25 protein-coding genes and 3 pseudogenes are annotated in these 26,877 nt (G+C 68.8%); 17 read left to right on the forward strand and 11 right to left on the reverse strand.

Going from position 1 to position 26,877, the window contains the following annotated elements:
• Window positions 1-48 precede the first annotated feature (48 nt).
• The gene (locus ACIBK4_RS24915) at window positions 49-1,314 is read right to left on the reverse strand and encodes an MFS transporter (RefSeq protein ID WP_398997645.1); all 1,266 of its coding nucleotides are present in this window, start codon (window positions 1,312-1,314) and stop codon (window positions 49-51) included.
• Between the two features lie 357 nt (window positions 1,315-1,671).
• Here ACIBK4_RS24915 and ACIBK4_RS24920 point away from each other — a divergent pair, with 357 nt between their 5' ends.
• Complete coding sequence (locus ACIBK4_RS24920) at window positions 1,672-3,621, forward strand: MDR family MFS transporter (RefSeq protein ID WP_398998264.1); 1,950 nt, start codon at window positions 1,672-1,674, stop codon at window positions 3,619-3,621.
• Window positions 3,622-3,786: 165 nt separating this feature from the next.
• On the opposite strand, the gene ACIBK4_RS24925 is transcribed toward ACIBK4_RS24920, so the two are convergent.
• Both ACIBK4_RS24925 and ACIBK4_RS24930 read right to left on the reverse strand, forming a co-directional pair.
• Entirely contained in the window at window positions 3,787-4,656 is an 870-nt protein-coding gene (locus tag ACIBK4_RS24925; RefSeq protein WP_398997647.1) for a helix-turn-helix transcriptional regulator, read from the reverse strand.
• A 98-nt stretch (window positions 4,657-4,754) separates the two neighbouring features.
• Window positions 4,755-5,633, reverse strand: coding sequence for a helix-turn-helix domain-containing protein (locus tag ACIBK4_RS24930; RefSeq protein ID WP_398997649.1), 879 nt, complete (start codon window positions 5,631-5,633; stop codon window positions 4,755-4,757).
• Between the two features lie 261 nt (window positions 5,634-5,894).
• Here ACIBK4_RS24930 and ACIBK4_RS24935 point away from each other — a divergent pair, with 261 nt between their 5' ends.
• On the forward strand, window positions 5,895-6,068 hold the full coding sequence (locus tag ACIBK4_RS24935) for a hypothetical protein (RefSeq protein ID WP_398997651.1): 174 nt from the start codon (window positions 5,895-5,897) through the stop codon (window positions 6,066-6,068).
• 25 nt (window positions 6,069-6,093) lie between these two features.
• Here the strand turns inward: ACIBK4_RS24935 and ACIBK4_RS24940 are convergent, their stop codons facing one another.
• The 4 genes and pseudogenes from ACIBK4_RS24940 to ACIBK4_RS24955 form a co-directional block, all read right to left on the reverse strand.
• Window positions 6,094-6,249, reverse strand: a complete 156-nt coding sequence (locus ACIBK4_RS24940; protein WP_398997653.1) for a hypothetical protein — start codon at window positions 6,247-6,249, stop codon at window positions 6,094-6,096.
• A gap of 56 nt (window positions 6,250-6,305) precedes the next feature.
• The gene (locus ACIBK4_RS24945) at window positions 6,306-6,731 is read right to left on the reverse strand and encodes a hypothetical protein (RefSeq protein ID WP_398997655.1); all 426 of its coding nucleotides are present in this window, start codon (window positions 6,729-6,731) and stop codon (window positions 6,306-6,308) included.
• A gap of 12 nt (window positions 6,732-6,743) precedes the next feature.
• Window positions 6,744-6,866, reverse strand: a pseudogene (locus tag ACIBK4_RS24950) (transcriptional regulator); the annotation flags it as partial.
• A 51-nt stretch (window positions 6,867-6,917) separates the two neighbouring features.
• The gene (locus ACIBK4_RS24955; RefSeq protein ID WP_398997657.1) at window positions 6,918-7,823 is read right to left on the reverse strand and encodes an NADP-dependent oxidoreductase; all 906 of its coding nucleotides are present in this window, start codon (window positions 7,821-7,823) and stop codon (window positions 6,918-6,920) included.
• A gap of 171 nt (window positions 7,824-7,994) precedes the next feature.
• On the opposite strand from ACIBK4_RS24955, the gene ACIBK4_RS24960 reads away from it, so the two are divergent.
• Window positions 7,995-9,266 carry a LuxR C-terminal-related transcriptional regulator gene (locus ACIBK4_RS24960; protein WP_398997659.1) on the forward strand — a complete coding sequence of 424 codons (1,272 nt, stop codon included), beginning with the start codon at window positions 7,995-7,997 and terminating at the stop codon, window positions 9,264-9,266.
• 181 nt (window positions 9,267-9,447) lie between these two features.
• Here the strand turns inward: ACIBK4_RS24960 and ACIBK4_RS24965 are convergent, their stop codons facing one another.
• Complete coding sequence (locus ACIBK4_RS24965) at window positions 9,448-9,942, reverse strand: protease inhibitor I9 family protein (protein WP_398997661.1); 495 nt, start codon at window positions 9,940-9,942, stop codon at window positions 9,448-9,450.
• Window positions 9,943-10,434: 492 nt separating this feature from the next.
• Window positions 10,435-10,674, reverse strand: a pseudogene (locus tag ACIBK4_RS24970) (PP2C family protein-serine/threonine phosphatase); the annotation flags it as partial.
• 392 nt (window positions 10,675-11,066) lie between these two features.
• On the opposite strand from ACIBK4_RS24970, the gene ACIBK4_RS24975 reads away from it, so the two are divergent.
• The 4 genes from ACIBK4_RS24975 to ACIBK4_RS24990 all read left to right on the forward strand — a co-directional run bounded on the left by ACIBK4_RS24975 (window position 11,067) and on the right by ACIBK4_RS24990 (window position 14,611).
• Window positions 11,067-12,266, forward strand: coding sequence for a LuxR C-terminal-related transcriptional regulator (locus ACIBK4_RS24975; RefSeq protein ID WP_398997663.1), 1,200 nt, complete (start codon window positions 11,067-11,069; stop codon window positions 12,264-12,266).
• Window positions 12,267-12,598: 332 nt separating this feature from the next.
• Window positions 12,599-12,733, forward strand: coding sequence for a hypothetical protein (locus ACIBK4_RS24980; protein ID WP_398997665.1), 135 nt, complete (start codon window positions 12,599-12,601; stop codon window positions 12,731-12,733).
• A 500-nt stretch (window positions 12,734-13,233) separates the two neighbouring features.
• Window positions 13,234-13,797 carry a MarR family winged helix-turn-helix transcriptional regulator gene (locus ACIBK4_RS24985; protein WP_398997667.1) on the forward strand — a complete coding sequence of 188 codons (564 nt, stop codon included), beginning with the start codon at window positions 13,234-13,236 and terminating at the stop codon, window positions 13,795-13,797.
• A 274-nt stretch (window positions 13,798-14,071) separates the two neighbouring features.
• Entirely contained in the window at window positions 14,072-14,611 is a 540-nt protein-coding gene (locus ACIBK4_RS24990) for a heme-binding protein (RefSeq protein ID WP_398997669.1), read from the forward strand.
• A 675-nt stretch (window positions 14,612-15,286) separates the two neighbouring features.
• Here the strand turns inward: ACIBK4_RS24990 and ACIBK4_RS24995 are convergent.
• The gene (locus tag ACIBK4_RS24995; RefSeq protein ID WP_398997671.1) at window positions 15,287-16,249 is read right to left on the reverse strand and encodes an amidohydrolase family protein; all 963 of its coding nucleotides are present in this window, start codon (window positions 16,247-16,249) and stop codon (window positions 15,287-15,289) included.
• A gap of 449 nt (window positions 16,250-16,698) precedes the next feature.
• Window positions 16,699-16,947 (reverse strand): annotated as a pseudogene (locus ACIBK4_RS25000) (transcriptional regulator); the annotation flags it as partial.
• A gap of 1,185 nt (window positions 16,948-18,132) precedes the next feature.
• On the opposite strand from ACIBK4_RS25000, the gene ACIBK4_RS25005 reads away from it, so the two are divergent.
• The 10 genes from ACIBK4_RS25005 (at window position 18,133) to ACIBK4_RS25050 (ending at window position 26,591) form a co-directional block, all read left to right on the forward strand.
• Window positions 18,133-18,465 carry a carboxymuconolactone decarboxylase family protein gene (locus ACIBK4_RS25005; protein ID WP_398997673.1) on the forward strand — a complete coding sequence of 111 codons (333 nt, stop codon included), beginning with the start codon at window positions 18,133-18,135 and terminating at the stop codon, window positions 18,463-18,465.
• Window positions 18,466-18,561: 96 nt separating this feature from the next.
• A complete protein-coding gene (locus tag ACIBK4_RS25010) occupies window positions 18,562-18,969 on the forward strand; it encodes a cupin domain-containing protein (RefSeq protein ID WP_398997675.1) in 408 nt (135 codons plus the stop codon).
• A 36-nt stretch (window positions 18,970-19,005) separates the two neighbouring features.
• Window positions 19,006-20,022, forward strand: a complete 1,017-nt coding sequence (locus ACIBK4_RS25015; RefSeq protein ID WP_398997677.1) for a zinc-dependent alcohol dehydrogenase family protein — start codon at window positions 19,006-19,008, stop codon at window positions 20,020-20,022.
• Between the two features lie 114 nt (window positions 20,023-20,136).
• A complete protein-coding gene (locus ACIBK4_RS25020; protein ID WP_398997679.1) occupies window positions 20,137-20,562 on the forward strand; it encodes a nuclear transport factor 2 family protein in 426 nt (141 codons plus the stop codon).
• A gap of 112 nt (window positions 20,563-20,674) precedes the next feature.
• Window positions 20,675-21,046, forward strand: coding sequence for a DUF2255 family protein (locus ACIBK4_RS25025; protein ID WP_398997681.1), 372 nt, complete (start codon window positions 20,675-20,677; stop codon window positions 21,044-21,046).
• Window positions 21,047-21,113: 67 nt separating this feature from the next.
• A complete protein-coding gene (locus tag ACIBK4_RS25030) occupies window positions 21,114-22,700 on the forward strand; it encodes a Na+/H+ antiporter (RefSeq protein WP_398997684.1) in 1,587 nt (528 codons plus the stop codon).
• A 57-nt stretch (window positions 22,701-22,757) separates the two neighbouring features.
• Complete coding sequence (locus ACIBK4_RS25035) at window positions 22,758-23,717, forward strand: amidohydrolase family protein (RefSeq protein WP_398997687.1); 960 nt, start codon at window positions 22,758-22,760, stop codon at window positions 23,715-23,717.
• 127 nt (window positions 23,718-23,844) lie between these two features.
• Entirely contained in the window at window positions 23,845-24,831 is a 987-nt protein-coding gene (locus ACIBK4_RS25040; protein ID WP_398997689.1) for an aldo/keto reductase, read from the forward strand.
• Between the two features lie 106 nt (window positions 24,832-24,937).
• Entirely contained in the window at window positions 24,938-25,882 is a 945-nt protein-coding gene (locus tag ACIBK4_RS25045) for an amidohydrolase family protein (protein ID WP_398997691.1), read from the forward strand.
• A 454-nt stretch (window positions 25,883-26,336) separates the two neighbouring features.
• Window positions 26,337-26,591, forward strand: coding sequence for a hypothetical protein (locus ACIBK4_RS25050; protein ID WP_398998266.1), 255 nt, complete (start codon window positions 26,337-26,339; stop codon window positions 26,589-26,591).
• Window positions 26,592-26,877: the final 286 nt, after the last annotated feature.

Consider the following 26,877-nt stretch of genomic DNA (forward strand, 5'->3'; position numbering starts at 1 on the left):
GGTCTCTCCACAGGGCGTGAGGGGCATGGGGTGGATGCCGTGGGCGGGTCACCTGACGCCGCGTACGCCCGCGAGCGTGGCCATGGCGAGGGCCGAGCAGACGGCGCCGACGACGAACAGGGGCGGGTAGTTGTCGTCGGCCCCGACGATGAGCGCGCCGTACAAAGGGATGAGCATCTGCGGGATGACGAGGGCCAGGTTGTAGACGCCCAGTTCCTGCGCGGCGTGCTCGGGATCGGGCAGAACGCGGCTGACCATGGGCAGGTCGACGGAGAGGTAGCCGCCCTGGGCGACGCCGATGAGCACCATGCCCGTCAGGAAGATCCCGAACGAGCTGTCGACGCACATGACCAGGAGTCCGCCCGCAGACGCGAAGGCGGTCACGCGGAGCCAGGGCTTGAGGCGGCCGGTGCGGTCGTCGAGCATGCCGAAGAGCAGCGAGGCCACCAACGACCCGGCGCCCAGCAGCAGAGTGGACTGGAAGACCCGGCCGGCGGTGCTGTCGCCGCCGTATCCCACACGGTCCGCGACGATGTACGTCTGGTAGGTGAGGATGATGAAGACCCCGGAGAACATCAGGAACCGACTGGCGAACGCCCAGGCGTAGGCGGGGTATCGGCGCGGGTTCACATAAAAACTGGAGAAGAACTCCCGCGGGCCGAAGGGCGGGAGGGTGCTCTTGTCGGCGGGTGCGTCGGGAACCACGGCGACGAGCAGTGCCGCACCTGCCACGCCGATCAGACCGGGGACCAGCAGCATCAGCGCGGGACTGAAGTCCAACAGGCTGACCAGCAGGGTCGCGGCGACCATCCCGATGGGCATGGCCGGGCCCATCAGCCCGCTGACCCGGCCCCGCATCCCTGGTTCGATGCGCTCGGTCAGCACGGCCTGCGACGCCATCAGCGTGCCCGACCAGCCGGCCTGCGCCAGCACCCAGCCCACGACCAGCAGCCACACCGCGCCGCCGAGGCCGATGCAGGCAAGGCCGGTGAGCCCGACGAGCGGGCCGATCACCAACCAGGTCCGACGCTTCCCGAGGCGAAGGGTGGTGCGGTCGGAGAGGGCGCCCAGGAGCGGGGAGGCGATCGCAGCGGCGAAGGCACCGACGGACAGCACGGTGCCCAGCGTGGAGACCCGCCGGTCCTCACCGACCACGTCACGCACGCGCAGCGCCATGCTGATCGTGGGCGGGGACATCACCGCGATGTAGGCACCGTAGTAGGCAGCGACCAGCGCGGCGGGCAGCAACAGGCCGGCCCGTGCCGTGGGGGCCGGAGCGACGACCTGGCTCGACGTGGGGGTGGCTCTGGTCATCCGTGACTCGCTTCCTTCGGCCGAGGTCCAAGACGCATCACGGCAGCAAGTGCATCTCCGCAGTTCTGAGTTGGACAGTAAATTTCCCGGTGTCGAGGAAAAAGCAAAAGGGGACCATTTCTTCCCCGGCATGAATTACCCAGGGGATGAATTCCTCCCCCCATACACCGATGCACACCTGTCGGCCCTGCGGATATGGTCAGCGGCGCGGCCCGGGCGGAAGCAACAGGTCCGATTTCCTGTATCGGAGGGAACGAAATTGTGGTCCAGGAGGTAGGCGAACAGGTGGTGGAGCCGCAGTCGGCGGCGGGAAACCGGCACAGGGTGCGGGTGTCCGTCGGCGCGTTGCTTCTCGGCATGCTCATCTCGGCGCTGGACCAGACCATCGTGTCCACTGCTTTGCCGACGATCGTCGGTGACCTCGGCGGAATGAGCCACCTGTCGTGGGTCGTCACCGCCTACCTGCTCGCCTCGACCGCCGCGACACCGCTGTGGGGCAAGCTGGGCGACCAGTACGGGCGCAAGAAGCTCTTCCAGGCCGCGATCGTGATCTTCCTGATCGGATCGGCGCTGTGCGGTCTGGCGCAGGACATGCCGCAGCTGATCGCGTTCCGCGCGCTTCAAGGGCTCGGCGGCGGTGGCCTGATGGTCCTGTCGATGGCGATCGTCGGCGACATCGTGCCGCCCCGGGACCGGGGCCGCTACCAGGGCCTGTTCGGTGCCGTCTTCGGCGCGACCAGCGTGCTGGGGCCGTTGCTCGGCGGGCTGTTCGTGGACCGTCTGAGCTGGCGCTGGGTCTTCTACGTCAACCTGCCCGTCGGTGCCGTCGCCCTGGTGGTGATCGCCGCCGCGCTGCGGATCCCGGTCCGGTCGCAGAAGCACCGGATCGACTACCTGGGGACGCTTTTGATCGCGTCCGTCGCCACCTGCCTGATCCTGGTGACCTCACTCGGTGGCCGGACCTGGGGATGGACATCGGTCCCGTTGATCGGGACCGCGGTCCTGGGTGGCGTACTTCTCGTGTGGTTCCTGGCCGTCGAGCGCGAGGCTGCCGAACCGGTGCTGCCGTTGAAGCTGTTCCGCATCCGTACGTTCGCGCTGTCCTCGGCGATCAGCTTCGTGATCGGCTTCGCGATGTTCGGTGCGATGACCTACCTGCCGACGTTCCTCCAGGTCGTGATGGGGGTGTCGCCCACCATGTCGGGTGTCCACATGCTGCCGATGGTGCTCGGGCTGCTGCTGACGTCCACGCTGTCCGGCCAGGTCGTCTCCCGTTCCGGGCGCTGGAAGATCTTCCCGGTGCTCGGCACCGCCGTCACCGCCGCAGGGCTGTTGCTGCTGCACCGGCTCACGGAGTCCTCCGGCGACCTCGAGATGAGCCTGTACTTCTTCGTGTTCGGCTCCGGGCTCGGCCTGGTCATGCAGGTGCTCGTACTCATCGTGCAGAACGCGGTCTCGTACGAGGACCTGGGCGTCGCCACCTCGGGGGTCACGTTCTTCCGGTCGATCGGCTCCGCGTTCGGCGTCGCCGTCTTCGGCACGGTCTTCACCAGCCGGCTCGACGACAAGCTGCACGACGTGTTCACCGGGCCGGCCCAGTCTCGGGCGGCCACCGTGCTCGAGGCCGACCCACGTGCCATGGACCGACTCCCGCCTGAGCTGCGCCCGTCCGCGCTGCACGCGTACGCCACATCGATCACCGACGTGTTCCTCTACGCGGCCCCGATCGTCCTGCTCGCCTTCGCGCTGACCTGGTTCCTCAAGGAGGACAGGCTGCGCGGCTCGGTCACCGCGCCCGACATGGCGCAGACCCTCAGCGTCCACCCCGTGCACCGCTCCTCGCGCGAGGAGGCGCAACGGGCCCTGTCCGTCCTCGGGTCACGGAACGGACGCCGCGGCATCTACGAGAAGATCACCGCCACGGCCGGATACGACCTCCTGCCCGCCTCCAGCTGGCTACTGCTGCGGGCCCTACGACCGGACAGGTCTTTGCCGGCGGCACGGCTCGCCGAGTACAGCCAGGTGCCGCTGCCGGTGATCCAGGCTGCCCTGCACCAGGTCGAGCAGCGGCAGTTGGCCACGATCGAGGGCATGGACCTGACGCTCACCGACGCTGGCCGCGACGCCGCGGCCCGGCTGTCGGCGGCCCGCCGGGACTCTCTCACCGAGCTGCTCGGCGACTGGTGGGGACCCGACCGGCCGACAGACCTGGTCGAACTGGTCGACGAGTTGTCGTCGCAGCTCTCCGGCTCCGACGGGGAACGACCGCGCCTCCCGGCGCCCGGGGAACGCGATCCTCGCACCTGATCCCGGGGGCACGCGCCACTCCGGATCGGGAGGGGCAGCGTCTCTCCCCGCGCCGAGCCATGGCCCTCCACGGGCGGTCGCCCGTGGAGGGCCATGGCGGCTGTGAGACTGTCCCGACGGCCCTGTCCTGTGGCTGCGCGGTGGCTCACCTGGCCCCCTGAGGCCTCAGGCTGCCGCGTCCTGTGCGGGCCGGTCCGAGTCCGCAGTCCATGACGCCAGGAACAGAAGCCCGTCGTGGGACGGGGCCCCGGGATCGGCGGTCGCGATGACCAGTTTCTGTGTGGGGTCGGCGGTGCAGGTCAGGGTGTCCCAGTCGAGGGTGAGGTCGCCGACGATCGGGTGGCGCAGCCTCTTGGTGCCCATCCGCAGGCCGTTCATCTGTCGGCCCGCCCACCACTGCCGGAAGTCGGCGTCGGCGACCGACAACTCGCCGACGAGTGCGGCCAGCTTCGGGTCTCCGGGGTACCAGGCGGCCTCCAGGCGCAGTTGGGTCACGCAGATTCGGGCGTTCGTCCTCCAGTCGAGGCAGAGCTCACGGAAGGCGGGTTCGGTGAACATCAGCCGCGCGTAGTTGCGCCTGTCCGCGGGGAGCTTGTCGAAGTCGGTGAGCAGAGCGGCTGCGAGAGGATTCCAGGCAAGGATGTCCAGGCGTCGGCCGAGGACGAGGGCGGGGGTCGTGGACAGTTCGTCCAGGATGCGTCTGAGCTGCGGATGGACCTTCTGCGCCGACCGGCGACGCGGTTCGCACGTGCCCCTTGCCGACAGCTCGAACAGGTGGTCGCGCTGGGCGTCGTCGAGGTGCAGGACGCGGGCGAGCGTGGCGAGCACCGTCCTCGGCACGGGGGTGCGCCCCTGTTCCAGCCGCGCGTAGGCACGGGTGCTGATCCCCACGAGGTGAGCGACCTCTTCACGGCGCAGCCCAGGCACTCGCCGGGGTGCCCCGGACTCGGGCAGACCGACGGTCCGCGGGCTGAGCTGGGCCCGGCACATCTTGAGGAATTCTCCCAGTTCAGGCAAATGTGCTTCGGTGTACATGGCAGCGAGTGTTGCAGTATCCAGTCGAAATGTGAGGGGGAGAGTTTTGTCCCAGGTCTGTCGCCTGTCGAATCGCAGGGGCCGAGGAGACCTTCGTATCAGCCAGTCTCACCGGCCTGACCGGTCGTGAGCCTGCGGGGCCGACCGGTGGCCCGCGAGGCGAGGGCGCTCAGTCCGTCGTACGACGGTGTGCCTGGCTCCGCCGTCCAGACGACGAGTTCCTGATCGGGGTCGCCGCCGCAGATGAGGGTGTCCCAGTCCAGGACGAGTTCGCCCACGAGGGGATGGTGGAACCTCTTGACGCCCGCCCTGCGCGACGGCGCGTGACGGCCTCCCCACCATCGACCGAAGTCCCCGTCCTCCACGGAGAGTTCCCCCACCAAGCTGATCAGCTGCGGATCCTCGGGATGTTTGGCGGTCTCCGTGCGCAGATGGGACACGCAGTCACGGGCGACGGCCCGCCAGTCCGCGTAGAGCGTCCGCATGGAGGGATCGGTGAAGAGGATGCGGACGCAGTTCCGCCTGCCTTCCGGCACCTTCGCGAAGTCGGTGAACAAGGCGGCAGCGAGCGGATTCCAGGCCAGGATGTCCATACGGCGACCGATCACCACACCGGGACTCACGGTGAGATCGTCGAGCAGGCGGAGCAACTGAGGGTGTGCCTTCTGTGCGGCTGGTCGGCGGTGTCGTGCCCGTTGCCGGCCGGCCAGTTCGAACAGGTGGTCACGTTGGCGATCCGACAGGCGCAGGACATGGGCGAGAGCGGCCAGCACCGACGCGGACGGCTGGATGCGGCCCTGCTCCAGCCGTGTGTAGTAGTCGCTGCTGATGGCGGCGAGCAGGGCGACCTCCTCTCTGCGCAGACCGGGCACACGCCGACCACCGGTGTCGGGCAGACCGACGGTGCGCGGGGTCAGCTCGGCCCTCCGCGCCTTGAGGATTTCTCCCAGCTCACTCAGATGCGCGTCGGCGGCCATGACTCCAGTGTGGCATCGCTCGGTCACTGGAAGAGGGGTAAGGATTTCTCCCCTGGATACGGGATTCCCCGGATGGAATTCTCCCCTTTACGGGTTCCCGTGAAAATGGCAGGGCATGTGGTGTGTTCCGTGACCGGAACCGGTCTGCGGAGCGCACACACCCGGATGAGCGGGAAGGTCGACATCCGGAATGAATGATTTCCCGGATGTGACCGGTATTCAGTATCTCTTCGGCAGGCGGAGGAGGAGAGGAGGAGGGCCATGCGGACGATCGTCCCCTGCTGCGGCGACAGCCTGGCACTCACCGGTCCCGCGCCGCTCGCCGACGCCCACATCGCGGCGATCGACGCGGCCGAGCCACCGGAGGAGGGCGCCACCTGGCGACCACTCACCACAGCGAACGCCCTGCGCCTGTTCCCGCAGGCCTCGCGGTGAACGGGGGCGCCACCACTCGACGCGATCACGTGCGCAGCGGCGCCGACCCGATCGTGGACGCCAGGTAACGCAAGGCGTCGGAGGCCGGCCTGCCGGGATCCGCAGTCCACACGGCAAGTTTCTGCCCGGGGTCCTCAACGCACTGGAAAGTGGAGCGCCCGAGGAGCAGGTCACCGACCACAGGATGACGAAGCAGCCTGGTGCCGCGGCCCGCGTGGCGACGTCATGCGAGGTCCATCACCGTCGGAACTGGGGATCCATCGCGGAAAGTTCCTCGACAAGCGCCGTGAGCCGAGGGTCGTGGGGGTTACGCCTGCTGTCCATGCGCAGGTGGCAGACAGCCAGACGGGCCATGACCTCCCGGTCCCGGTACAGCACGCGGATGGCGGGCACGGTGAACACCAGGCGCACATAGTTGCGTCCTTCCTCCGGCACCCGTCCGAAGTCCATCACCATGGCCGCGGCCACGGCGTTCCACGCCAGAAGATCCGTGTTGTGTCCGATCACGAACCCAGCGGACAGGGTGAGGTCGTCGAGCAGGTGCCGCATCTGTGGCTGGACATCCTGTCGAGCGCCGCCCGCCGTGGGCGGGGCGTTCTTCCCCGCCAGGGTCAGCAGGTACTCACGCTGGTCGCCATCGAGACGGAGCACCTGCGCGAGCACGCCCAGGACGGCCCCCGACACCTGGACACGGCGCTGTTCGAGTCGGGTGTAGTAGTCGGTACTGATCGCCGCCAGTCGGGCGACTTCCTCCCGGCGCAGACCGGGGACCCGCCGGGGCGCAGCGCTGCCGTACAGACCAGCCGTGCCCGGGTTCGCCTGAGCCCGGCGCGTCTTGAGGAAGGCTCCCTACGGGCGCAGGAGCACCTTGCCGCGCGCATGGCCGGATTCGCTCAGCTCGTGCGCTCTGGCGGCGTCGGCGAGCGGGAAGCTCCGGTCGACGCGTACGCGCAACCGACCGTCGGCGGCGAGGCGGGCGTACTCGGCGAGCTCCGGTCCGAACCGCCGGCCTCCGATGGAGAAGGTGATGCCCAGCTCGAAGGCCCGCGGGTCGTTGGTGGTGACGATGCGGTCGGTGGTACCGCCGCGCAGCTCCACGGAGACGTCCAGGGCGTCCATGCCGGCAACGTCGTAGACGGCATCGACGCCCTCGGGGGCGACCGCGCGGACCCGGTCGACGAGGCCGTCACCGTACGCCGCGGGGATCGCGCCGAGAGAGCGCAGGAAGTCGTGGTTGGCCTCGGACGCCGTACCGATCACGGTGGCGCCGCGCGCCACGGCGATCTGGACCCCGACGGAGCCGACCACGCCCGCGGCTCCATGGACCAGCAGGGTCTCGCCCGGGCCCACCGCGAGTTCGCCCAGCACGCGGTCGGAGGTCTCGACAGCCACCGGCAGCGCGGCGGCTGTTTCCCAGTTCAGGCCGGCGGGCTTGAGCGCGAAGTCCGAGGCCAGGGCGTACTCGGCAGAGGCGCCGGTGTCGGTCCAGACCATCACCTCGTCACCGATCGACACACCCCTGACGCCTGCCCCCACCTCGTCGACGATCCCGGCTCCTTCCAAGCCGGGGACAGCCGGGAGGGACACGGGGCCCATCTGCGGGGCACGGCCCTGACGGATCTTGAAGTCGATGGGGTTGACGGCAGCGGCCACGATCTTCACTCGCACCTGCCCGGGCCCTGCGTGCGGCTCCGTCACCTTCGCCAGCCGCAGAACCTCCGGACCGCCGTACTCGTCGTAGGAGATCGCCTTCATGAATGTCACTTCCCGTCGTACGGATGGCTCGGTCCGCCGTGGCAGCGGCCGGTCGTGAACAACGCCTCCAGCCTCAGGCGCGGCGACTCGGCCGCCGCCGTCCTTTCGGACAGTTCCAACTGACCGAAAGGACAATCCGGTGGGAGAGGCCTGCTGCCTACGCTGGCGGACATGGACCTGATGGCAGCAGTCGAGCTGATCCAGACGCCGCTGTCCGAGCATCTGGCACGTCTGTCCTCCGCCCTGGCGGAGACGATTCCTCACCGGGAGATCGCCCAGCTGGCCGGTGACTGCTCGTACGCATCGTTCAAGATCATCGGCGAGCCTCCCGGCCGGCCCAGCGTCGCCATCACCGCCACCGACGTGGCAGCCCTGCGGTCGCTGGTGCCGTCGAGGGGAAGCTGGCAGGGGCGGGCGCCGATGGCCGGCGTCGACATGCCCGTGCTGGCTCTGGCCAGCGACATCACGGGCCAGAGCGCGCTGTTGGTCCTCATACGAACCGAGGCCCCCCCGGTACCGGAGGAGCACGTGACGCCGGCCCGGGCGCTGTGGGACCTGGTGACCGCGTACCGGGAGGGCCCGCGTAGCGAGCCGCTGGCCGCGTCGCGTGCGGCGGCCGCCGCACGTGCCGTAGCCATCGCCGAACTCCGCGAGGCGCACGGGGCCTCGCTCACCGCTCTGCTCCGCGTCCTGCGCGACCGCGCTCTGGACGACGCGAACTCCCGTGCACGCTCCGTCGACCTCGCCGTCTCGGCCGTCGCCGAACTGCGGTCCCGGGTCGAACTCGACCGGGCGCTGATGGAGGAGCGGGCCGGAAACGCCTTCGAGCGGCTCGCGGTGTCACTGCGCCAGATCCTGCGCTCCCGCGGCGTGCGGCTGGAGCTGGGACCGTCCGACGCGGAGGACAGAACCGACCGGCCGCTGCCCGCGGACATCACCCACACGGCGCTTGCCGTGGTCCGGGCCACCGTGCACGCCTCCCTGGACGACCAAGTGCACGGCCTGGGCGGTGATGACAGAGAGCACCGCCTTCACATCGGCTGGAAAGTCGGCACGGACGAACTGCGCGCCACCGTGCGGGACAACGGGCCCGGCACTCTCACCCGCGGCGCCCTCGACACCCGCCGCGTCACCGAGCGGCTGGCCCCGCTCGGAGGGCGGCTCAACGTGGACGCCGTACCGGGATGGGGCACAACGGTCACCTTCGAGATCCCTCTCTCATCGTCCAGTACGCCCTGTCAGGACCCCCTGACCAAGCTCGGCGCACGGGAACTGGAGGTCCTCGGGCAACTGGCCCGGGGCCGCCGCAACCGCGACATCGCCCAGACGCTGCACATCAGCGAGTCGACGGTGAAGTTCCACGTCGCCAGGATCATCGGCAAACTGGGCGTCAGCACCCGAGGGGAGGCGGCGGCGCTCGCCCATCAATGGGGCGCCGCATAGAAGTCGGGAGGTGAGCAGGGCGGCGAGAACCACACCATCACACTGAGGGGGAACGTCTACCTGGAGTCCATCGGGGGACGGCCAGTCGTTCTGCCCCGGGTCGAAGACGTCCTTGTTGAAGTACTGGGCGCCGATCACCTTGTTGTTGCAGGTGACACGGTGCGCGGGGTCGTCGCCGGGGTCACAGCCGCCCTTCCACTTCCTCGCGATGACCTCGGCGTCGGCCCGGGGCTCCGGAAGGGCCCGCAACGACGGGTTGTCGGTGTCGATACCGGAGTCCAGAAGACCGATGATCATCCCCTCTCCCGTGTTCCGCCGACCGCCGGGAACCTTGGAGTACACGCCGCCGGGCTTCTTCAGGCCGGGGAACCCGACGGTGTCGGCGGGTGGGAGAGTGCCGGCGGCGGTCGCGGGTCGCGGTACCGGCGGTGGTAGCGGTACCTGCCGCGGTGCTCGTGGCGGCCAGGTGGTCCGCCTCGCTGCGGGCCAGCGAAGCGACGCCCGGGATGCGGGCCAGTTCTGCGGTCTGACTGGCCGTCAGCTTTGCGGAGAACCCGTTCAGTACGTAGTGGTAGTTGTACAGCAGAGTGACGCCCCGCACCTCGTCCAGCACCTGGTCGCGTGCCTGCTTCAGCCAGCCGAGGTAGTCGCGTGCGGCCCAGGAGCGCGGGTCCACCTTCTGGCCAGGGACCGGTGCGGTCCTGCCGTACGCGGCAACGGGCTTGTCGGCGAGCTGTACGAGCTAGGTCCCGGTGGAGTGCCTCTGCCCCGCGGTGTCGTCCGGCTGCCGCGCCGCCGGCGACTGCCGGTGCCAGGAGCGACGCGGCTCTGCGGCCGAGGCTGCGACGTCGGCCGAGGTGCTGCCGAGACACAGAGCTCCCTTCCCCCAGCACATGCCTCAGACAGGCGTGCACAAGGCGTGGGGTGGCCAGTTCCCCGAGATCACACTATCTTGTTGTCAATGAAGCCACTTGAGCAGAGTCAAACATTTGATAGGCGAGCACCTGCACATTTCCTCCACGGAGTTCTCCGCCCTCGGCCATCTCGGGCAGCAAGAACTGCCCCTGCCCGGCCGGCTAGGGGCAGTCGTCCGTGAAGTGAGTGGTCGCCGTGTGGTGGGCGGGCGAGAGGAAGCGCAGTTGAGCCTGTGCCGTAAGGCGGCCCTGCACAGACGCCCCATGGTGGCCGCCTCGGGCAGGCCGTGGCCCATGGCGTCGCCGACGACGAGGGCGACCTGCCGCCCGAGAGCGGGATGATGTCGTACCAGTCACCGCCCACGTCCATGCCCTGCTCTGCAGGGAGACAGCGGGCGGCTGCCGTGCACGCTGGCAGGTCGGTCAGGCCCTGAGGGGAGCAGGCTGCTCTGGAGTTCGCGGGAGCGGGTGTGTTCGGCGTCGTAGAGCCGGGCCCACCGCGTCCGGGCACACGTTCGGAGTGTGCGTAGTCACCTTCGACCGGCCGCGCCGCCTCACCGACGAGGAACGCACCCTGCTGAGCACGATCAGTGCCCTCGTCGCACAGGCTCTGGAGACTCCCTGTGGAAGGTGGGGTGAGGGGCGGGGCCGAACGTGGCGTGGGACGGGACGCCAGCCCGGAAAGTGAGGAATGCGAGATCTGGCCGGAGGCGACGTGCTCCGCAGCTGTGGCCGACCGTCGTGCTCCTCCGACACAGCAGCCGGAGACCAGGGCGGTACGGAAGCCTGCCCACAGCCGCGCGACAGAACGATGATCACACCCGCCCAAGGTGAGCCGGACTGCTCTCTGGAGAGTTGCAACCGGCCGAGTGAGTAGGAGGTCACGGTGACCGGAGACTGGGCACTGGAGTTGGCCACAGCCGCCGACGACGAGGTCCTGCCACGCCTGTCGGCGGTGGTCCGCGAAGAGGTGCCTCACCGCTGGGCCACTGTCCTGGTCGCCGGACGAATCAGCGTCACACCGCACAACGGCGACCACCGGCCGAGCGCCGCCGAACTGGCCGCGCTGGAGGCTGTGGCGGTACCCGGTCAGCCCTGGCACAGGCCGGTCACCATCGGAGGCACCACGCGCCCAGCCCTGGTGGCGGCCACCGCCGGCCCCAGGGCATCCGGCAGTCTGCTCGTCCTGGCCGATGCCGACGACGCCCAGCACGCCTACCCAATGGTGCAGCGAAGTTGGGAGATCGCGGCGGCCCTGCTCTCCCGCTCCGATTCCCCACCGACCACCGCGGCAGAACGCTTCTTCGCCGGAGAGCACGCCAAGCAGCTCCTCCTCGCCCGCGACACCCACGCCGCCACGCTCAGGGCACTCCTGACAACCCTGCGCTCCCGGGAGCTGGACGACTCCCGGGCCCGCCGGGCGGCAACCGACATGGCCTCCACCGCCCTGACCGCGCTGCAGGCCGCCTCTTCCGCCCAGGAATGCACCGTCCAACGCGCCTTCTCCCTGCTCACCGAACAACTGCGGCCACTGGTGCTTCACGCCGAGGTGGACCTGGAGACTGTGCCACCCGCCACCGCCGACAGGCTCCTTCCGGGCCCGGTGGGTCAGGCCGCCACCGCCTTGTCCCGCGGCTGCGTGCTCGTCATGCTGGAGCACACCAGCCCTCGTCGGATCCGTGTGGCGTGGCAGGTGACCGACGAACAACTGTCGGTGGACGTTCGGGACGACGGTGACTGCGCACAGTTTCCGCTGAACCAGGCGGAATACCGGATGCGCGAACGTCTGGCCCCTCTCGGTGGCGACTTCAGCGTGGCAACCGTTCCCGGCTGGGGCACCACGATCACCGCCCGCCTCCCGCTCGCCCTGCCGCCCAGCACTGATGTCGAGTTGCTGCGCGAACTCAGCCCACGAGAAATCACGGTGATGGCGGAACTCGTCCGCGGCCTGACCAACCAGCAGATCGCCGACCAGCTGCACGTCACCGAACACACCGTCAAGTTCCACGTCCGCCAGATCCTCTCTAAACTGGGAGTACACACCAGGGGAGAAGCCGCTGCCCTGGGGCGCGCGGCCCGCTTCTGATAGGCGGTCAGGGCCGGCGAGAGGTTCGCGAGCCTCGTGAAGAGGGCCTACGCGACATCCACGCTCTCGCCCCTCCCGTCCCGGGCTCCTCGGTAAGGTCGTCGCCGCCGGCACCCCCTCCAGCACGCTCCCCGCGTCCCGAGACCGATCGCCGCTCTGCCGTCGTCGGCCGCACTGGTCGCCGAGTTCGAGCACCTCGTGACCGCTCCCCACTGACCGGGCAGGGTCGACCCCGCCCGGAAGAGCTGTTTCAAGGTCTCGCTGACGCTGCGAAGTTAAAGGTCACGATGGTGTGACCGGTCGGTGCGTTGTGGCAAAGGGGTCCCTTTTCGATGAGCAGGGGCACGGTCTGGCTCCAGAACTCGGCTGGTTCCGGCGGCGACAGTGCTCACCGGCTACGGCTACGGCTACGGCTACGGCTACGGCTACGGCTACGGCTACGGGACCGAGCATTCCCGACTCCGTAGCTCCCCATCAGCCTCGAGATTCGGGTCGTAGCGGTGGAGGTCCTGCCTGAGCGGAGCCGGCGCCGTCTTGGGCTCGGCATCCTCCGATGGCACGCCCCCGGCCCCGGTGGGCGCGGACGCCGGGGCATCGTCCGGGCGGAACCGCCTCGTCATGATGCCCTCCAGGGGCACGAGCCGCCGGAATCGAAGCAACTGGACCAGCGAGCACATCGCTCGGTCCGTCACGCTGACCTGCACCGGGCCGTCGGCCTCCCCCGCGATCACCATGATCTTGCGGTAGTCGTCGGGCAGGGCGGCCTCGTCGCTCTCGATCCGGTCGCCATCCAGGCCCGCTGGAGTGCGGTCCTGGCAGGCACCTCGGCATGAGCTTCCCGTCGCGGCGTCACCGAGGGGAAGTCCACCCCGGCGCCAGGTACTTCTCCGTGGTCGTGGCCTTGACCGCATCGTCGGCCGCTTCGCGAGGAAGGTCACCCATCCTCCCTCGCGCCTAGAATCTGCTCATGGTCAAGAACCGCCCTGTGAAGCGGACCCGCAGCACCCCCGCCGGCGACCACAGCCCCGGGGCGCAAGCCGAGCCGACAGGGGGCAGCGAGGCCGCGGAGCCGATCCGGTGGCTGAACGAGGAGGAGCTCCACGCCTGGATGGCCCTGGCCGGCATGGTCGCCAAGCTGCCCGCGGCACTGGATCGACAGCTCCAGCGCGACGCCGGCCTCACGCACTTCGAGTACCAGGTCCTCGTAGGACTGTCTCGGGCTCCCGAGCGCACCCTTCGAATGAGCGAGCTGGCCAATTTCACCGGGGGGCAACTGCCGCGTCTGTCGCAGGTCGCGACCCGCATGGAGCGACGCGGCTGGCTCACCCGCCGCCCCGACCCCACCGACGGCCGTTACACCCTGGCCTCCCTGACCACCGCAGGGGCGGCGAAGCTCGAGGTCAGCGCCCCGGGCCACGTCGCAGCGGTCCGCGGCATCATCTTCGACAGCCTCTCCCCCACGCAGGTGCGTCAGATGACCCAGATCGCGAGCCGCATCGCGCAGGCGGCGGGCAGCGACGAGTTCCGCTGAGCCTGAGGTCGTGGCATCCCGGTTCAGGCGCAAGATTTTCACTTCACGCATGAAGTAAATTACTTCGACGAATCAGTTGCATCGTGAAGTGACATCCTTATATAACTTCATGCATGAAGTGATCGGGAGAGCGCGGCGGCCCCCACTCCATCGCCGCCGCCGGACCATGCATCCATGGCCGCAGGCAACAACCCGCCCGTCGACGCGGGCAGGACGCCCAAGAACGACCCCGAGATCCGTAAGAGACTTCCGTACAGAGACGTAGGAGCAAGCCATGACAGAGGAATCCGTCAACACCCTGGCCACAAGACGCGGAATGCTCGGAATAGCGGGGGCGGTAGCGGGCGGACTTGCGGTCGGCCAGATGGCTGCCGGCAGCGCCTCGGCCGCCACCGGCAGCGGTGGATCGATCGCGACGCGGACGATCAGCCTGGCCCAGGCTCAGCGGCTCGCCGAGGCCGCCGTCCGCTACGTGCGGGACCACCCCACGCTTCCCCCCATGTATGTGGTGGTCGTCGACTCCGCCGGCGAAGCCAAGGCGTCCCTTCGCATGGACAACAACAGCTCGGCGGCGGCCGCGTTGGTACCGCACAAAGCACACACCGCGCGCACCTACCGGACCGCTACCGCCGACCTGGCCTCCAACATCAAGGACCCGGGCCAGATCGCCTCCCACATCGCCGCCGGCGCCAGCCTGCTGGCCGGCGGTCGACCGATCTTCGAGAACAGTCAGTTCATCGGCGCCCTCGCCGTCGGCGGCGGCACCCCGGCCCAGGACGACGAGGTAGCCCGCGCCGCGCTGAGCGCACTCTGACTCTCGTCCGCCCATCGCCGAGCGGTGGTCGGGAGACCTGAGGGCGCTCCGCAGCCGGCCCCACGGGCGAGTCGTCCTCGACTGCACAGTGCGCCAAGCGGAGGCGTCCGGTCTCGGGCAGGGGTGCATGGCTGAACCACTAGGGTCTTCCGGTTCGGTGTAGACGTCGCAGTCCACACCGAACCGGAAGACCCTTACCTGTTCAAGATCTCTCAGCCGAGACCCGGCTAACCCGTCCACGACCTCCCCGGACGGAACATCTGGAGGCGAGCAGTGCCGAACGTGAGGTCCCCAGACGGAGGAGGCGTCCAACATCGACTTGTGACGACCGAGTTGGACACCCTCTCGACGGCACGGGCCCGGTGCTGTCCGAGTGACATGACGGATGCGGAGTGGGCCGAGGTCCGCTCCGCGATGCCGGTGCCTGGCTGGCTGGCTCCTGAAACGGGGCGGGCGCCCGGAGGCGTACTGCCACCGGGAGTTCCTCGACGATGTGCGCTACCTGGTCGACAACGGCGTGAAGTGGATGGCCGTGCCGGTCGACTTCCCGTACTGGCGTCCTGCGCTTTCGCAGGGGTGGGAGCGTCCGCACCGTGAGGGTGCCGGTCTCGGACTTGACCTTTTACGCGGCAGCTCCGCTTCGCGTTTCTGGCGGCAGGGGACCGGACCAGCGGTTCAGCTTCTGCCGGCGCGACGGCTGGCGGTCGGGAACAGGTCCCAGCCTCGACGCCCGAGTTGGTCGGCTCCACCTTCGGCCAGCAGGCGGGAGTCACGCAGCGCCCGGATGTTGGTCGCCAGCGTCTCGTCCGTGTTGCAGGGCGCGCCGGTGTCGGAGCCGTAGACCAGGTGGTCACGCGGGACCGTGGCAAGCGCCGATGCGAGGGGGGCGTCGGCTCCCGCGTTGGCGGTGTCCAAGTACAGCCTGGCCAAATGCTCGCGAATCTCCTCCCGGGTGATGTTCTGCGGGTTGGGCACCCAGGGCTCCGCTCCCAACTGCCCCAGCCGTCCGGACATCGCCGGCAACGCTCCACCGGCGTGGGCGAGAATCAGCGTCAGGTCCGGGTAGCGGCGGAACACTCCGGCGTAGAGCATGTCGACAACACTCCGGGCGGTCTCGAACCCCACATCCATCAAGGTGACGGGGAGGCCGAGTTGCGGCGGCGCGATCGTATTCGGGTGCACGAAGACAACCGCACGACGGCGGTTCAACTCGGCCCACACCGGTTCCAGCCGCTCGTCGCCGAGGAACACCTCGTTGTACCGGGCGCTCACCGCGTATCCGTCGGCGTGAAGGTCCGATTTGGCCCGACCGATCTCGGCCAGCGCCGCCTGGGGATCGTCGGTGGGGAACGCCGCCAACAACCCGAACCTGGTCGGATGATCCGCGACGATCTTCGCCCCGTAGTCGTTGGAGTCTTGCACCGCCTGCGGCGAGAACACGTGGGTGTTGCTGAGCAGCTGCATGGCTATACCGGTCCGGTCCATGTAGTCCAAGGCGGACTCCGGACTCCAGGAAAACGGCTGCGGCGCCAGGAACCGCTGCGCGCGCAGGCCCTCCCACTGCCTGAGCCGCTGCTCTTCGGTGAGCGGCGGTGTGAAGTGCGCGTGCACATCAACCCAGCCATTGACCATCGTCATGAATCCTGTCCTTCTGTCAGCACAGCCGCCGACGACCGCCCAACACTCCATGGCTCTCGGCAGTGCCGCCTACCGGTACCGCTCCCGCGGCGTCGGTGGTTGGAAGGCACCTGCCTGCGGTCTTCATGCATCTGAATTCCCGTCATGCACGCGTACGCCGCCGAGGAGGCAGACCCTGGGTAACGCCTTCATTCTGGGACGGGACGGCCCCACGCCCGACTGTCCTTTCTGACTGTTCCGCCTGTCCAAAAGGGCAGACTGCCCGGCCACAACGCCCACGCCCTCGGCGATGTCCCTGTCTACTCATGAGACAGCGCCCCTGGCGTCGTGGGCGCCATGGCATGTGGTGAGCGCCGAAAGCAACGACCAGTGGTGCTCCGTGACACGCGGTGCGCCAGCGTCGGAACGGGTCCTCGGGTCGGCGACACCCTTCTCGGTCATGGCCGGTCGCGCTGGTTGTCGCCCAGACGCAGGACCTGGGCGAGTGCGGCCAGCCCTGACGCGGACGGCTGGATGCGGCCCTGCTCCAGCCGGGTGTAGTAGTAGGTGCTGATGGCGAGGAGAAGAACCTCCTCCCGGCGCAGGCCAGGCACCCGCCGGCCACCGGTGTCGGGCAGGCCAACTGCGCGCGGGCTCAACTCGGCCCTCCGCAGCTTGAGGAATTGTCGCAGCTCGTTCAGATGCGCGCCGCTGGCCATGCCAGCTGGTGGCACACCGCTCGGTCCGCACGAGGGGGGTAGGAATCCCTCCCCTGGATAAGTGATACCCAGGGTGGAATTCTCCCCTTTGCGGATTCTCGTGGAGGTGGCAGGGTCAATGGCGTGTTCGGCGATCAGAGGCGGCCTACGGGGAGCGTCCACCCGAACAAGCGGGACGGCCCACCCCCGGTCAGAATTGCTTTCACACGTCACCAATTCCGCGTATTTCCATGCTGCAGGCAGAGGAGGCGAGTTAGAACAGTGCGGACGGATGTCACCTTCGTCAGCAAGGGCCTGACGCCGACCGGTCACCTGCACACTCCCGAATCCCGCGCCGGACATCCACTGCCCGCGATCGCGGTCATCCACCCGTGGGGTGGGGTGAAGGAGCAGGCCGCCGGACCCTACGCCCGGCGTCCGACCGAGGCGGGCTTCGCCGCCCTCGCCTCCGACGCCGCTCACCAGGGCGCATGTGAAGGCGAACGCCGTTTCCTGGAGCACCCCGTCCAGCGAGCCGAGGACATCAAAAGCGCCGTCATCCGCCTCGGCGCACTGGGCATCTCCGCCAGCGGCCACGCGGTGTGCGCCGCCCTGAGCGACCTTCGCTCCAGGACCGTCGGCACGGTCAGCGCCGCCTGCCTCGGCAGCCTGCTGCGCGTCCGGCTCGGTGGCGGTCAGGACCCAGTCGTCTTCCGCGATCCATTCGCCCGCACTGGCCCGCTCCGCGTGGTCGAGGCCCTCGGCGAACACGACTTCCTCGAACACATCGCGCCCGAGGAAGTCGGCGAAACGACACCGGACCATCTCCGGCAGGGGAACGAGTGCTACCGCGCGCCTGCGCTGCGAGAACGCGTGGGTGCTGCGCAGATTCGACCAGATCGCCCAGTCGGACTCCTTCGCCGGCATCGAGTTCCTCGCGCCGCGCCCGCTGCTGATGATCGTGGGCAGCGAGGCATCCACTGCCCACGGCCAGCCGAATGGCCGTCGAACGCGCCGGGTGCCGGCGGAGTTGTTCTGGATCGACGGTACGTCCCGCTTCGGCCTGCACGGCGAGGACGAAGAGGACGAATACGCCTCCCCGCCCTCGCCGAGCTCATCTCGTTCTTCGGCGAGCACCCGTCCCGCCACCCGGTTCAGGACCGAGCGGCCTGAATCCCCCCGCACACATGCTAGGAGCACCACCTCATGTCCGAACGGAAGAAGTTCGCGCCGCCGGCGATCCAGGAGTTCGCCCCCAAGCTCGCGGAGGTGACCGACACCGTCCTGTTCGGCGACATCTGGGAGCGGCCGGGTCTGTCTCCGCGCGATCGCAGCCTCGTCACCGTCACCGCTCTCGCCGCCTTGTACCGAACCGACCAGCTCGGCTTCCACCTCGGCAAGGCGCTGGAGAACGGCGTGACCAAGGACGAACTGGTCGAGGTCATCACCCATCTGGCCTTCTACGCCGGATGGCCCAACGCCATGACCGCGATGACCCAGCTCAAGGAGATCGTGGAGAAGTCCGACCAGTCCGGCTGACACTCCTCCGCCCGCGCACACCCCACATCCCGGGGTCTCACCCACATCGCCGCCGCGTGGTCCGGCGGCAGCACCACGCCGGAGGAACGACACACCATGGAACTGCTGAAGCGGCCTCCCACCTTGAAGCTCCCGGCCGAGTGGTTCACCGGCGGCGCCTACGCCGACGTGATCCACCGCGGTGAGGCCCCCTCGCGGATGCGGGCCAACCTGGTCCGGTTCGCTCCCGGAGCCCGCACCGCCTGGCACTCCCACGGTCTTGGCCAGACCCTCCACATCGTCGAAGGCGTCGCCCTGGTGCAGGCCCGTGGCGGCGACATCATCGAGGCCCATCCCGGCGACGTCATCCACACACCCCCGGGTGAGGAGCACTGGCACGGTGCCTCGCCCGACCAGGTCATGGTCCATCTCCCGCTGTGGGAGACGGACGACACCACCTGGCTCGAACACGTCCCTGACGACGACTACAACGGCCCGCGCGTCAGTACCCGTACCCGCCCCTGACACGACGACAGACCTGACAAGAGCTGGAAAGGCACCATGCGAGCAACCATCATTCACGCGCCTGGGGACATCCGGGTGGAGAACGCCCCAGAGCCGAAGATCACGGCATCGACGGACGCGGTCATCCGCACCGTCGCCGCCTGCGTGTGCGGCTCCGACCTGTGGAGCTATCGAGGCGTCCTGCCGGTCAACGAGCCGCAGCCGATCGGCCACGAGTACGTCGGCATCGTCGAGGAGGTCGGCAGCGACGTGTCGAACGTCAGACCGGGCCAGTTCGTCATCGGCTCCTTCGTCGCTTCCGACAACACCTGCCCGGTCTGCCAGTTCGGCTACCAGACCTCCTGCCAGCACGCGCAGTGGGTGAACGGCGCCCAGGCCGAGTACGTCCGCATTCCCCTCGCCGACGGCACCCTGGTCGCCACCCCGGAGCAGCCGGCCGAGGAGCTGATCCCCAGCCTGCTGACACTGTCCGACGTCATGGGCACCGGCTGGTACGCCGCCAAGGCGGCCGAGGTCAGGCCTGGTTCGACGACCGTGGTCGTCGGTGACGGCGCGGTGGGACTGTCTGGCGTCATCGCTGCAAAGGAACTGGGCGCCGAGCGCATCATCGCCATGAGCCGCCACGAGTCCCGACAGAAGCTGGCACTGGAATTCGGCGCCACCGACATCGTCACCGAACGCGGCGAGGAAGGCGTCGCCCGCGTCAGGGAACTGACGAACGGCATCGGCGCCGACTCGGTCCTCGAATGCGTCGGCACCCAGGAGTCGCTGCGCCAGGCCCTGCAGTCCACCCGCCCCGGCGGCAACGTCGGCTTCGTCGGCTTCCCCCACGGCTCGCAGATCGACGGCCAAGAGCTCTTCTTCTCCCACGTCGGTCTGCGCGGTGGCCCTGCCCCCGTGCGCGCCTACCTTCCCGACCTCATCGACCGCGTCTTCAGCGGCCGCATCAACCCGGGCAAGGTCTTCGACCTCACCCTGCCCCTGGACGAGGCCGCCGAGGGCTACAAGGCCATGGACGAGCGCCGCGCCATCAAGACGCTGCTGCGTCCGTGACCTGAAGCCCGGCGGTGGTGGGCGCCGAACCAGCCGCGCCCAGCACCGCCGGCACAACCGAGCAGCAGCGGCCGTTCGACCGTCCCAGCCACCGAACAGAACGGACCGACAGCCATGACCAGCGAGGCGATCGCCACCGTCGAGGCGTACTTCGACGCCTTCGGCACCCGCGACATGAAGCGCACCCTCTCCCACTTCACACCCGACGCGACCTGGACGATTCCGGGCGATCCGGCCCTGACCCCCTGGGCCGGGAGCCGCACCGGTCCAGAGGAGATCCGGCAGTCCCTCACCGCGTTCTTCGCCGCCGTCGAGCCACTCGCATTCGAGCTGGGCACCATGGTGGAGGCCGACGGACGAGTCCTGGCACCGGGCCGGTACTCCTCCCGGTTCCACCCCTCGGGACAGGTACTCGAAAGCGAGATGATCCTGCGTTTCACCGTCGCCGACGGACTGATCAACGACTATCGCGTTTTCGAGGACTCACTCGGAATCACCCGCACCCACCTCGGTGACCCGCTCACCACCACTCCCGCCTGACCACGGGCCTTCCGGCACCCTCCACCACAGCGGCACCGCCTTACGCCCTGCTCGGCCTCCGAAGTTCCCGCATGCCCGCCCCGCCCGCAGCCTCCTCGACCGGAGAACACCGATGCCGAAATGGACGAACGACGAGCTCGACCGCATCGCCGCGGCCGACGAGTTGGAGATGGCGCCGCGCCGCGATGACGGCACATTGCAGGGTCCGGTGCCGGTCTGGGTCGTCCGCGACGGCGACGATCTGTACGTTCGTTCCTTCCGCGGTACGGACGGCGGCTGGTGGCGCAGGGCCCGCGCCGTCCACGAGGGACACATCCGCTCCGGAGGCGTCGACAAGGACGTCACCTTCGTGCAGGTGGCGGACTCCGAGGTCGACGACCGCGTCGACACCGCGTACCGCACCAAGTACGGCCGCTTCGGCGACGCGTACGTCGACCCCTTGGTCGCGGCGCGCTCCACGACACTGCGACTGGTACCCCGGTGACCGAGACGATCCCGCTGGCAGCCGCTGAAGCACCACCGACAGCCAGTCCCGCACAGGAGTAGGCACCATGCTCGGTCTCGAACTCGTCGTCGTCCTGGGTGCGGCCGTGCTGGTGGGCAACGTTCTGGGGCAGCGCTTCCACGTCGCGCCGCCCGTCGTTCTGCTCGTCGTGGGCGCACTCATCGGCCTCGTCCCGGCCGTCCGCCAGACCCAACTCCCGCCCGACGTCGTGTTGTTGCTCTTCCTTCCTGTACTCCTCTACTGGGAGAGTCTGACCACCTCGATGCGGGAGATCCGGACGAACCTGCGCGGAATCGTCCTGCTCAGCACGGTCCTGGTCATCCTCACCGCGGGGGCTGTGGCGGTCGCCGGGCACGTGCTCGGGCTGCCGTGGGGACCGGCGTGGGCCCTGGGCGCGGCCGTGGCACCCACCGACGCCACCGCGGTGAGTGCCCTGGCAGGCTCCCTGCCGCGCCGTCAGATCACCGTGCTGCGTGCGGAAAGCCTCGTCAACGACGGCACCGCACTGGTCATCTACGGCCTGGCGATCGGTATCACCGTCGGCGGGGAGCACCTGGCACTGCCGCACGTCGGAGCGCTGTTCCTGCTGGCCTACGGCGGAGGGGCCGCGGTCGGAGTGGCGGTCGCCTGGGTCAACATGAACCTGCGGCGCCGACTGGACGATCCCCTGCTCGGCAACCTGGTCATGATCCTCGCTCCGTTCACGGCGTACCTGCTGGCCGAGTTGATCCACGCCTCCGGCGTCCTCGCGGTCGTCGTGAGCGGCCTGATCATGGCCCAGGTGGCGCCCAGCCTCATCCGCGCCGATCACCGTCGTCAGGCACTGGCCTTCTGGCCGCTGGCCACCTTCATCATCAACGGCGCGCTGTTCGTCCTAGTCGGAGTGGAACTGCAGTACGCGCTGCGCCACTTGAGCCGATCCGACCTCAGGGACGCCCTCATCGCGATCGGGGCGGTCAGCGTGGTCCTGGTCGCGGTCCGGTTCGCATTCCTGTTCTCCTCCGCCTACCTGATCCGCGCGATCGACCGGCGCCCCGAGCAGCGCCTGCGGAGAATGAGCGACCGGGCACGAGTGGTCAGCGGGCTGGCGGGCTTCCGGGGCGCGGTGTCACTGGCCGTGGCACTGTCCGTGCCGCAGAACCTCGACTCGGGCGAGCCGTTCCCCGGCCGCGCGTTCATCGTCTTCGTCACCTCCGGCGTCATCGTGGTGACCCTCGTGGTGCAGGGCCTGCTGCTGCCGGTCGTGGTGCGCTGGGCCCGGCTGCCCCGCGACACCTCAGTCGACGAGGAGCAGGTCCTCGCCGAGACCACGGCGACCGAGGAGGCCATCAAGGCGCTGCCGCAGCTCGCCGCCGAACAGGGGACTACTCCGAAGGTCGTGGAGTGGCTGCGCCAGGAGTACGAGGCCAACCTGGCGACCGTACGGGCGAGGGGCGCGGGCACCGACGACGATCCGGCACTGCTCCACAACCGCCACTACACCGACCTCCGCCTCGCCCTCATCGCCACAAAGCGTGCGACCGTCGTCCGCCTGAGGGACGAGTCGCAGATCGACGACACCGTGCTCCGCCGTCTCCAGGCCGCCCTGGACAACGAAGAGGTCCGGCTGGCCGGAGGCGAACAGGTGGAGTAGGCCGCTTGCGGTATGTGCCCTGACGACGCGAGCCCCACGAGAAGGAATCCCGCTGCCATGTCCTCCAGCCTCATCGATGTTCACGCCCACATGCTTCCCGACTTCTACGTCCAGCAGGCGACGGCGGCCGGCCACGCCCACCCCGACGGGATGGGCGGCTGGCCGTCATGGTCCGTGCAAGCCCATCTCGATCTGATGGACCGCAACGGCATCGAGACCGCGATGCTCTCCATGTCCTCCCCCGGTGTGCACTTCGGCGACGACAAGGCGGCCCGCCTCCTTGCCCGGCGCATCAACGAGTACACGGCCGAACTGACCCGGGACCACCCGGGCCGTTTCGGCAACTTCGTGTCACTTCCGCTGCCGGACGTCGACGGTGCGGTGGAGGAGATCGCCTTCTCCTTCGACGAACTCGGCGCCGACGGCGTGGCATTGATGACACACACGCACGGCGTCTACCTGGGCGACCAGCGCCTCGACCCGGTCTTCGCAGAACTCGACCGCCGCCGCGCCGTGGTCTTCGTGCACCCCACCTCACCAGTGTGCTGGGAACAGTCCGCTCTCGGCAGACCGCGCCCGATGGTCGAGTACATCTTCGACACGGCCCGCACCGTCACTGACCTGGTGATGGCGGGGGTCCTGACGCGTCACCCGAACATGCGGGTGATCGTCCCGCACTGCGGCGGCTCGATTCCCGTCCTGGCCGACCGCATCAACGAGTTCATGAGCCTGTTCCTGCCTGCACAGCAGCCGCCCGGCCCCGACGCCGTGCAGCAACTGCGCGCCCTGTACTACGACATGGCGGGCACTGCCTTCCCACGCCAGGTCCCGGCGCTCCTCCAGCTGGTCGATCCGGACCGTGTGCTGTTCGGCAGCGACTACTGCTGGACACCTGCCCCGCTGGCCGACACCCACATCGCGGCGATCGACGCGGCCGATCCACCGGCACATGACACGTCATGGCGATCGCTCACGACGGCGAACGCCAAACGTCTGTTTCCGCGGACAGAGCGGTGAACTGGAGTACGGCGGCCTCGACGCGGTCACGCGAATGAAAAGCAACTCGCGACGACACCGGCTGCGGCGGCGGCCTGCCTACGGCCTGAAACCCACCCACCGGCATTGACAGCAACGAGGAGGAAGAATGCACACCCGAACGCTCGGACGCGACCTGCATGTCTCCGCCATCGGTCTCGGCGTCATGGGCATGTCCCAGAGCTACGGCCCCAATCCCGGCGATCGCACGGACATGATCGCCGTACTGCGTGGCGCCGTAGACCGCGGAGTCACGTTCTTCGACACCGCAGAGGTGTACGGCCCCTACGTCAACGAAGAGCTCCTGGGAGAAGCCCTCGCCCCGGTGCGAGACCAGGCAGTGATCGCCACCAAGTTCGGATTCCGCATCCCGAACGGCGCCCCCGCCGGACTCAACAGCCGGCCCGAGCAGATTCGAGCCGTCGCTACGGCATCCCTCAAACGGCTCAGGGTCGAAACGCTCGACCTTTTCTACCAGCACCGCGTCGATCCGGATGTGCCGATCGAAGACGTCGCCGGAGCCGTGGGGGAGCTCGTGCAGGAAGGCAAGGTGCGCTGCTTCGGGCTTTCCGAGGCCAGTGCGCAGACCATCCGCCGCGCCCACGCGGTCCACCCGGTGACGGCAGTACAGAGCGAGTACTCGCTGTGGACCCGGGACCCCGAACATGAGGTTCTGCCGACCTGCTCGGAACTCGGCATCGGATTCGTACCCTTCAGCCCGCTCGGCAAGGGATTCCTGACCGGGACAGTGGACGCCAAGACGCCATTCACCGCCGACGACGTCCGCACGAACATCCCACGGTTCACTGCCGAGAACCGGGCAGCGAACCAAGCGCTCGTCGATCACGTCACCCTGCTCGCGCAGGCCAAGGACGCCACACCGGGCCAGGTCGCGCTCGCCTGGCTGCTCGCACAGCATCCGTCGGTCGTTCCGATCCCCGGAACCCGGCGCAGCGCACGCATCGAGGAGAACATCGGCGCCACCCAACTGCCACTCTCCGCCGACGAACTCGCCGACCTCAACGGACTCGTCGGCCGCGTCGGGGTACAGGGAGACCGCTACAACGAGCACCACATGTCCCTGGTCGACAAGTAGCTCGGCCCATCCATTTCGCCCAGCAGTCTTTCCTGCACCGCTGGAATCCGCTCCCACCTCCCACTCCGCTCCCTCCCCCTGCCCTCGACGATTGAGGAACCCCTTCATGCGTATCGACACGCACGCACACGTCTACCCCAGCGACTACCTGGACTTCCTGGCAGACTCCGGCGTCACCACCACCGGCGGCCAACGTGGGCTTGGGGCCGACGACTCGGACAAGGAACTTGAGGCCCGCTTCTCTCTGATGGACCAGGCCGGTGTGGACCGGCAGGTGATCTCCGCCTCCCCGTTGACGGGAGCACTGCCGGATCCGGATCTGTCCGCGGCGGCCGCACGCATGATCAACGACCGGTACGTCGACCTGGTGGACCGCCACCCCGACCGCTTCCTGGCCTTCGTTGTGCTTCCTCTGCCGCACGTCGACGCGGCCTTGGCCGAACTCGACCGTGTCCTCGACGCGCCGGGGGTGGTGGGCGTGGCCCTGACCACCTCGGCCGCGGGCCGGGCGCTGACCGACCCGGCCTTCGCACCGGTGTGGCAGGAACTCGACCGCCGCGGCACCGTGATGTACCTCCACCCCGCCGGCGACGGCGTAGCCTCCCCTCAGATCACAGACCACCACCTCACCTGGATGGTCGGCGCGCCCGTGGAGGACACGGTCGTAGCGGCCCAGCTCATCACCCGTGGGTACGTGACGCGCTTCCCCCACGTGCGCATCCTCAACTCCCACTTCGGCGGCGCGTTGCCCATGCTGCTGGAGCGGTGGGACAACCTCGCCCACTTCGAGGCACCTGACGCCCCCCTTCCGCCGAGTCAGGCGGCGCGCCGGATGTGGTACGACACCGTCGCCCACAGTTCCCAGGCGGCTCTGCGGGCCGCGGTCCAGGCAGTCGGTGCGGACCGGCTCGTCCTCGGCAGCGACTTCCCGTACCAGGGCGGCGAGCACTACCTCGACACCGTTGCCTACATCGAACGGGCAGGTCTCGACGCAGAGGACACCCAGGGCATCCTGGCCGGCAACGCCGAAGCGCTTCTTGGGCTGGCCTGATCCTCGGGGGGGCTGTCGAAAGCCTCCGGGGCCGACAGGACAGCGGTGGTCGGATGTCAGGACGGGATGGGGGTGGGACCGGCGGAGGGCGTCGGTCCCACCCCCATCCCATGGAGCAGCAAGCGGCGCCCTTGGTCGGCCGGTCCCTGCGCGACGCCGACGCGAACAAGCGCACAGTGTTGTACCTCGGTGCCACTTGATGGAGCGGGATTACTCCCGCGGTGCCACGGTCTGCTCGACTGCCACACCTAGCGTCCTTGCAGGGCACCGAACGGCGGTGGCCCGGTTCGAAGGATGAGCAGATGATCAAGGTACGGCAAGTCGCGAAACGCTTCGGGGACAGGTCGGCTCCCGGCGGTTCCACCTCTGCCCTCGCTGGCGGGCGTTCATGACCGAGACCAGCCAGGCGCGCCGTACCGGATACCCCTAGGCCAAGGTTCCCGCGCTCATCGCGATCTTCTGGGTCGCCAAGTTGCTCACGACCGGTGTGGGGGAGTCGGCCTCGGACTTCATGTTTCTGGGCGGGCACTGGATCACGCCGATCGTCGCCGCTGTCACGGTCGTCGGGGCTTTCGTGTGGCAGTTCCGGACATCCCACCACCGCAGCCATCAGACTCTGGCTCCGGCCATGATTCGCCGGACAGAACCTAGTGGAGCGGACCCGCGGACAACGCCGTCAGCCGTGCCGGCGCTGCCCGCACCGAGGTGAACAGGCCGACGGTTCCTTCATGCAGTGCGTCATCGACGAGCTCGTGTCAAGCGGGCTCCATGTGGCCGGCCGACCCCATGCGAAGGAACACGCCGGTCCCGAGGGAACCGGTACAGCGAGGTGCCGACCGCGGAAGTCAGGTGCCGCACAGCAGGGTGGTCGACGTTGCCCACCGGCGGGACGAGGAATTCGTGCATGACCGCCAGACAACAGCCGCCGCATAAAGCGCCTACCACTCAGCACATGAAGCCTCCGTGAAGCCGATCGCCGCACTGGCGACCGTGCC

The sequence above is a fragment of the Streptomyces sp. NPDC050528 genome, from assembly GCF_044457795.1.
Classification (GTDB): Bacteria; Actinomycetota; Actinomycetes; order Streptomycetales; family Streptomycetaceae; genus Streptomyces.

Excerpts from the sequence above, each read along its gene's own strand:
- ACIBK4_RS24920 (WP_398998264.1), top strand. The coding sequence starts at position 1,672 with ATGCTCATCTCGGCGCTGGACCAGACCATCGTGTCCACTGCTTTGCCG.
- ACIBK4_RS24930 (WP_398997649.1), bottom strand. The coding sequence starts at position 5,633 with ATGGCCGCCGACGCGCATCTGAGTGAGCTGGGAGAAATCCTCAAGGCG.
- ACIBK4_RS24915 (WP_398997645.1), bottom strand. The coding sequence starts at position 1,314 with ATGACCAGAGCCACCCCCACGTCGAGCCAGGTCGTCGCTCCGGCCCCC.
- ACIBK4_RS24995 (WP_398997671.1), bottom strand. The coding sequence starts at position 16,249 with ATGACGATGGTCAATGGCTGGGTTGATGTGCACGCGCACTTCACACCG.
- ACIBK4_RS24985 (WP_398997667.1), top strand. The coding sequence starts at position 13,234 with ATGGTCAAGAACCGCCCTGTGAAGCGGACCCGCAGCACCCCCGCCGGC.
- ACIBK4_RS24980 (WP_398997665.1), top strand. The coding sequence starts at position 12,599 with ATGAGCAGGGGCACGGTCTGGCTCCAGAACTCGGCTGGTTCCGGCGGC.
- ACIBK4_RS24955 (WP_398997657.1), bottom strand. The coding sequence starts at position 7,823 with ATGAAGGCGATCTCCTACGACGAGTACGGCGGTCCGGAGGTTCTGCGG.
- ACIBK4_RS24960 (WP_398997659.1), top strand. The coding sequence starts at position 7,995 with ATGGACCTGATGGCAGCAGTCGAGCTGATCCAGACGCCGCTGTCCGAG.
- ACIBK4_RS25005 (WP_398997673.1), top strand. The coding sequence starts at position 18,133 with ATGTCCGAACGGAAGAAGTTCGCGCCGCCGGCGATCCAGGAGTTCGCC.
- ACIBK4_RS25035 (WP_398997687.1), top strand. The coding sequence starts at position 22,758 with ATGTCCTCCAGCCTCATCGATGTTCACGCCCACATGCTTCCCGACTTC.
- ACIBK4_RS25045 (WP_398997691.1), top strand. The coding sequence starts at position 24,938 with ATGCGTATCGACACGCACGCACACGTCTACCCCAGCGACTACCTGGAC.
- ACIBK4_RS24935 (WP_398997651.1), top strand. The coding sequence starts at position 5,895 with ATGCGGACGATCGTCCCCTGCTGCGGCGACAGCCTGGCACTCACCGGT.
- ACIBK4_RS25010 (WP_398997675.1), top strand. The coding sequence starts at position 18,562 with ATGGAACTGCTGAAGCGGCCTCCCACCTTGAAGCTCCCGGCCGAGTGG.
- ACIBK4_RS25020 (WP_398997679.1), top strand. The coding sequence starts at position 20,137 with ATGACCAGCGAGGCGATCGCCACCGTCGAGGCGTACTTCGACGCCTTC.
- ACIBK4_RS24925 (WP_398997647.1), bottom strand. The coding sequence starts at position 4,656 with ATGTACACCGAAGCACATTTGCCTGAACTGGGAGAATTCCTCAAGATG.
- ACIBK4_RS25030 (WP_398997684.1), top strand. The coding sequence starts at position 21,114 with ATGCTCGGTCTCGAACTCGTCGTCGTCCTGGGTGCGGCCGTGCTGGTG.
- ACIBK4_RS25040 (WP_398997689.1), top strand. The coding sequence starts at position 23,845 with ATGCACACCCGAACGCTCGGACGCGACCTGCATGTCTCCGCCATCGGT.
- ACIBK4_RS25015 (WP_398997677.1), top strand. The coding sequence starts at position 19,006 with ATGCGAGCAACCATCATTCACGCGCCTGGGGACATCCGGGTGGAGAAC.
- ACIBK4_RS24990 (WP_398997669.1), top strand. The coding sequence starts at position 14,072 with ATGACAGAGGAATCCGTCAACACCCTGGCCACAAGACGCGGAATGCTC.
- ACIBK4_RS25025 (WP_398997681.1), top strand. The coding sequence starts at position 20,675 with ATGCCGAAATGGACGAACGACGAGCTCGACCGCATCGCCGCGGCCGAC.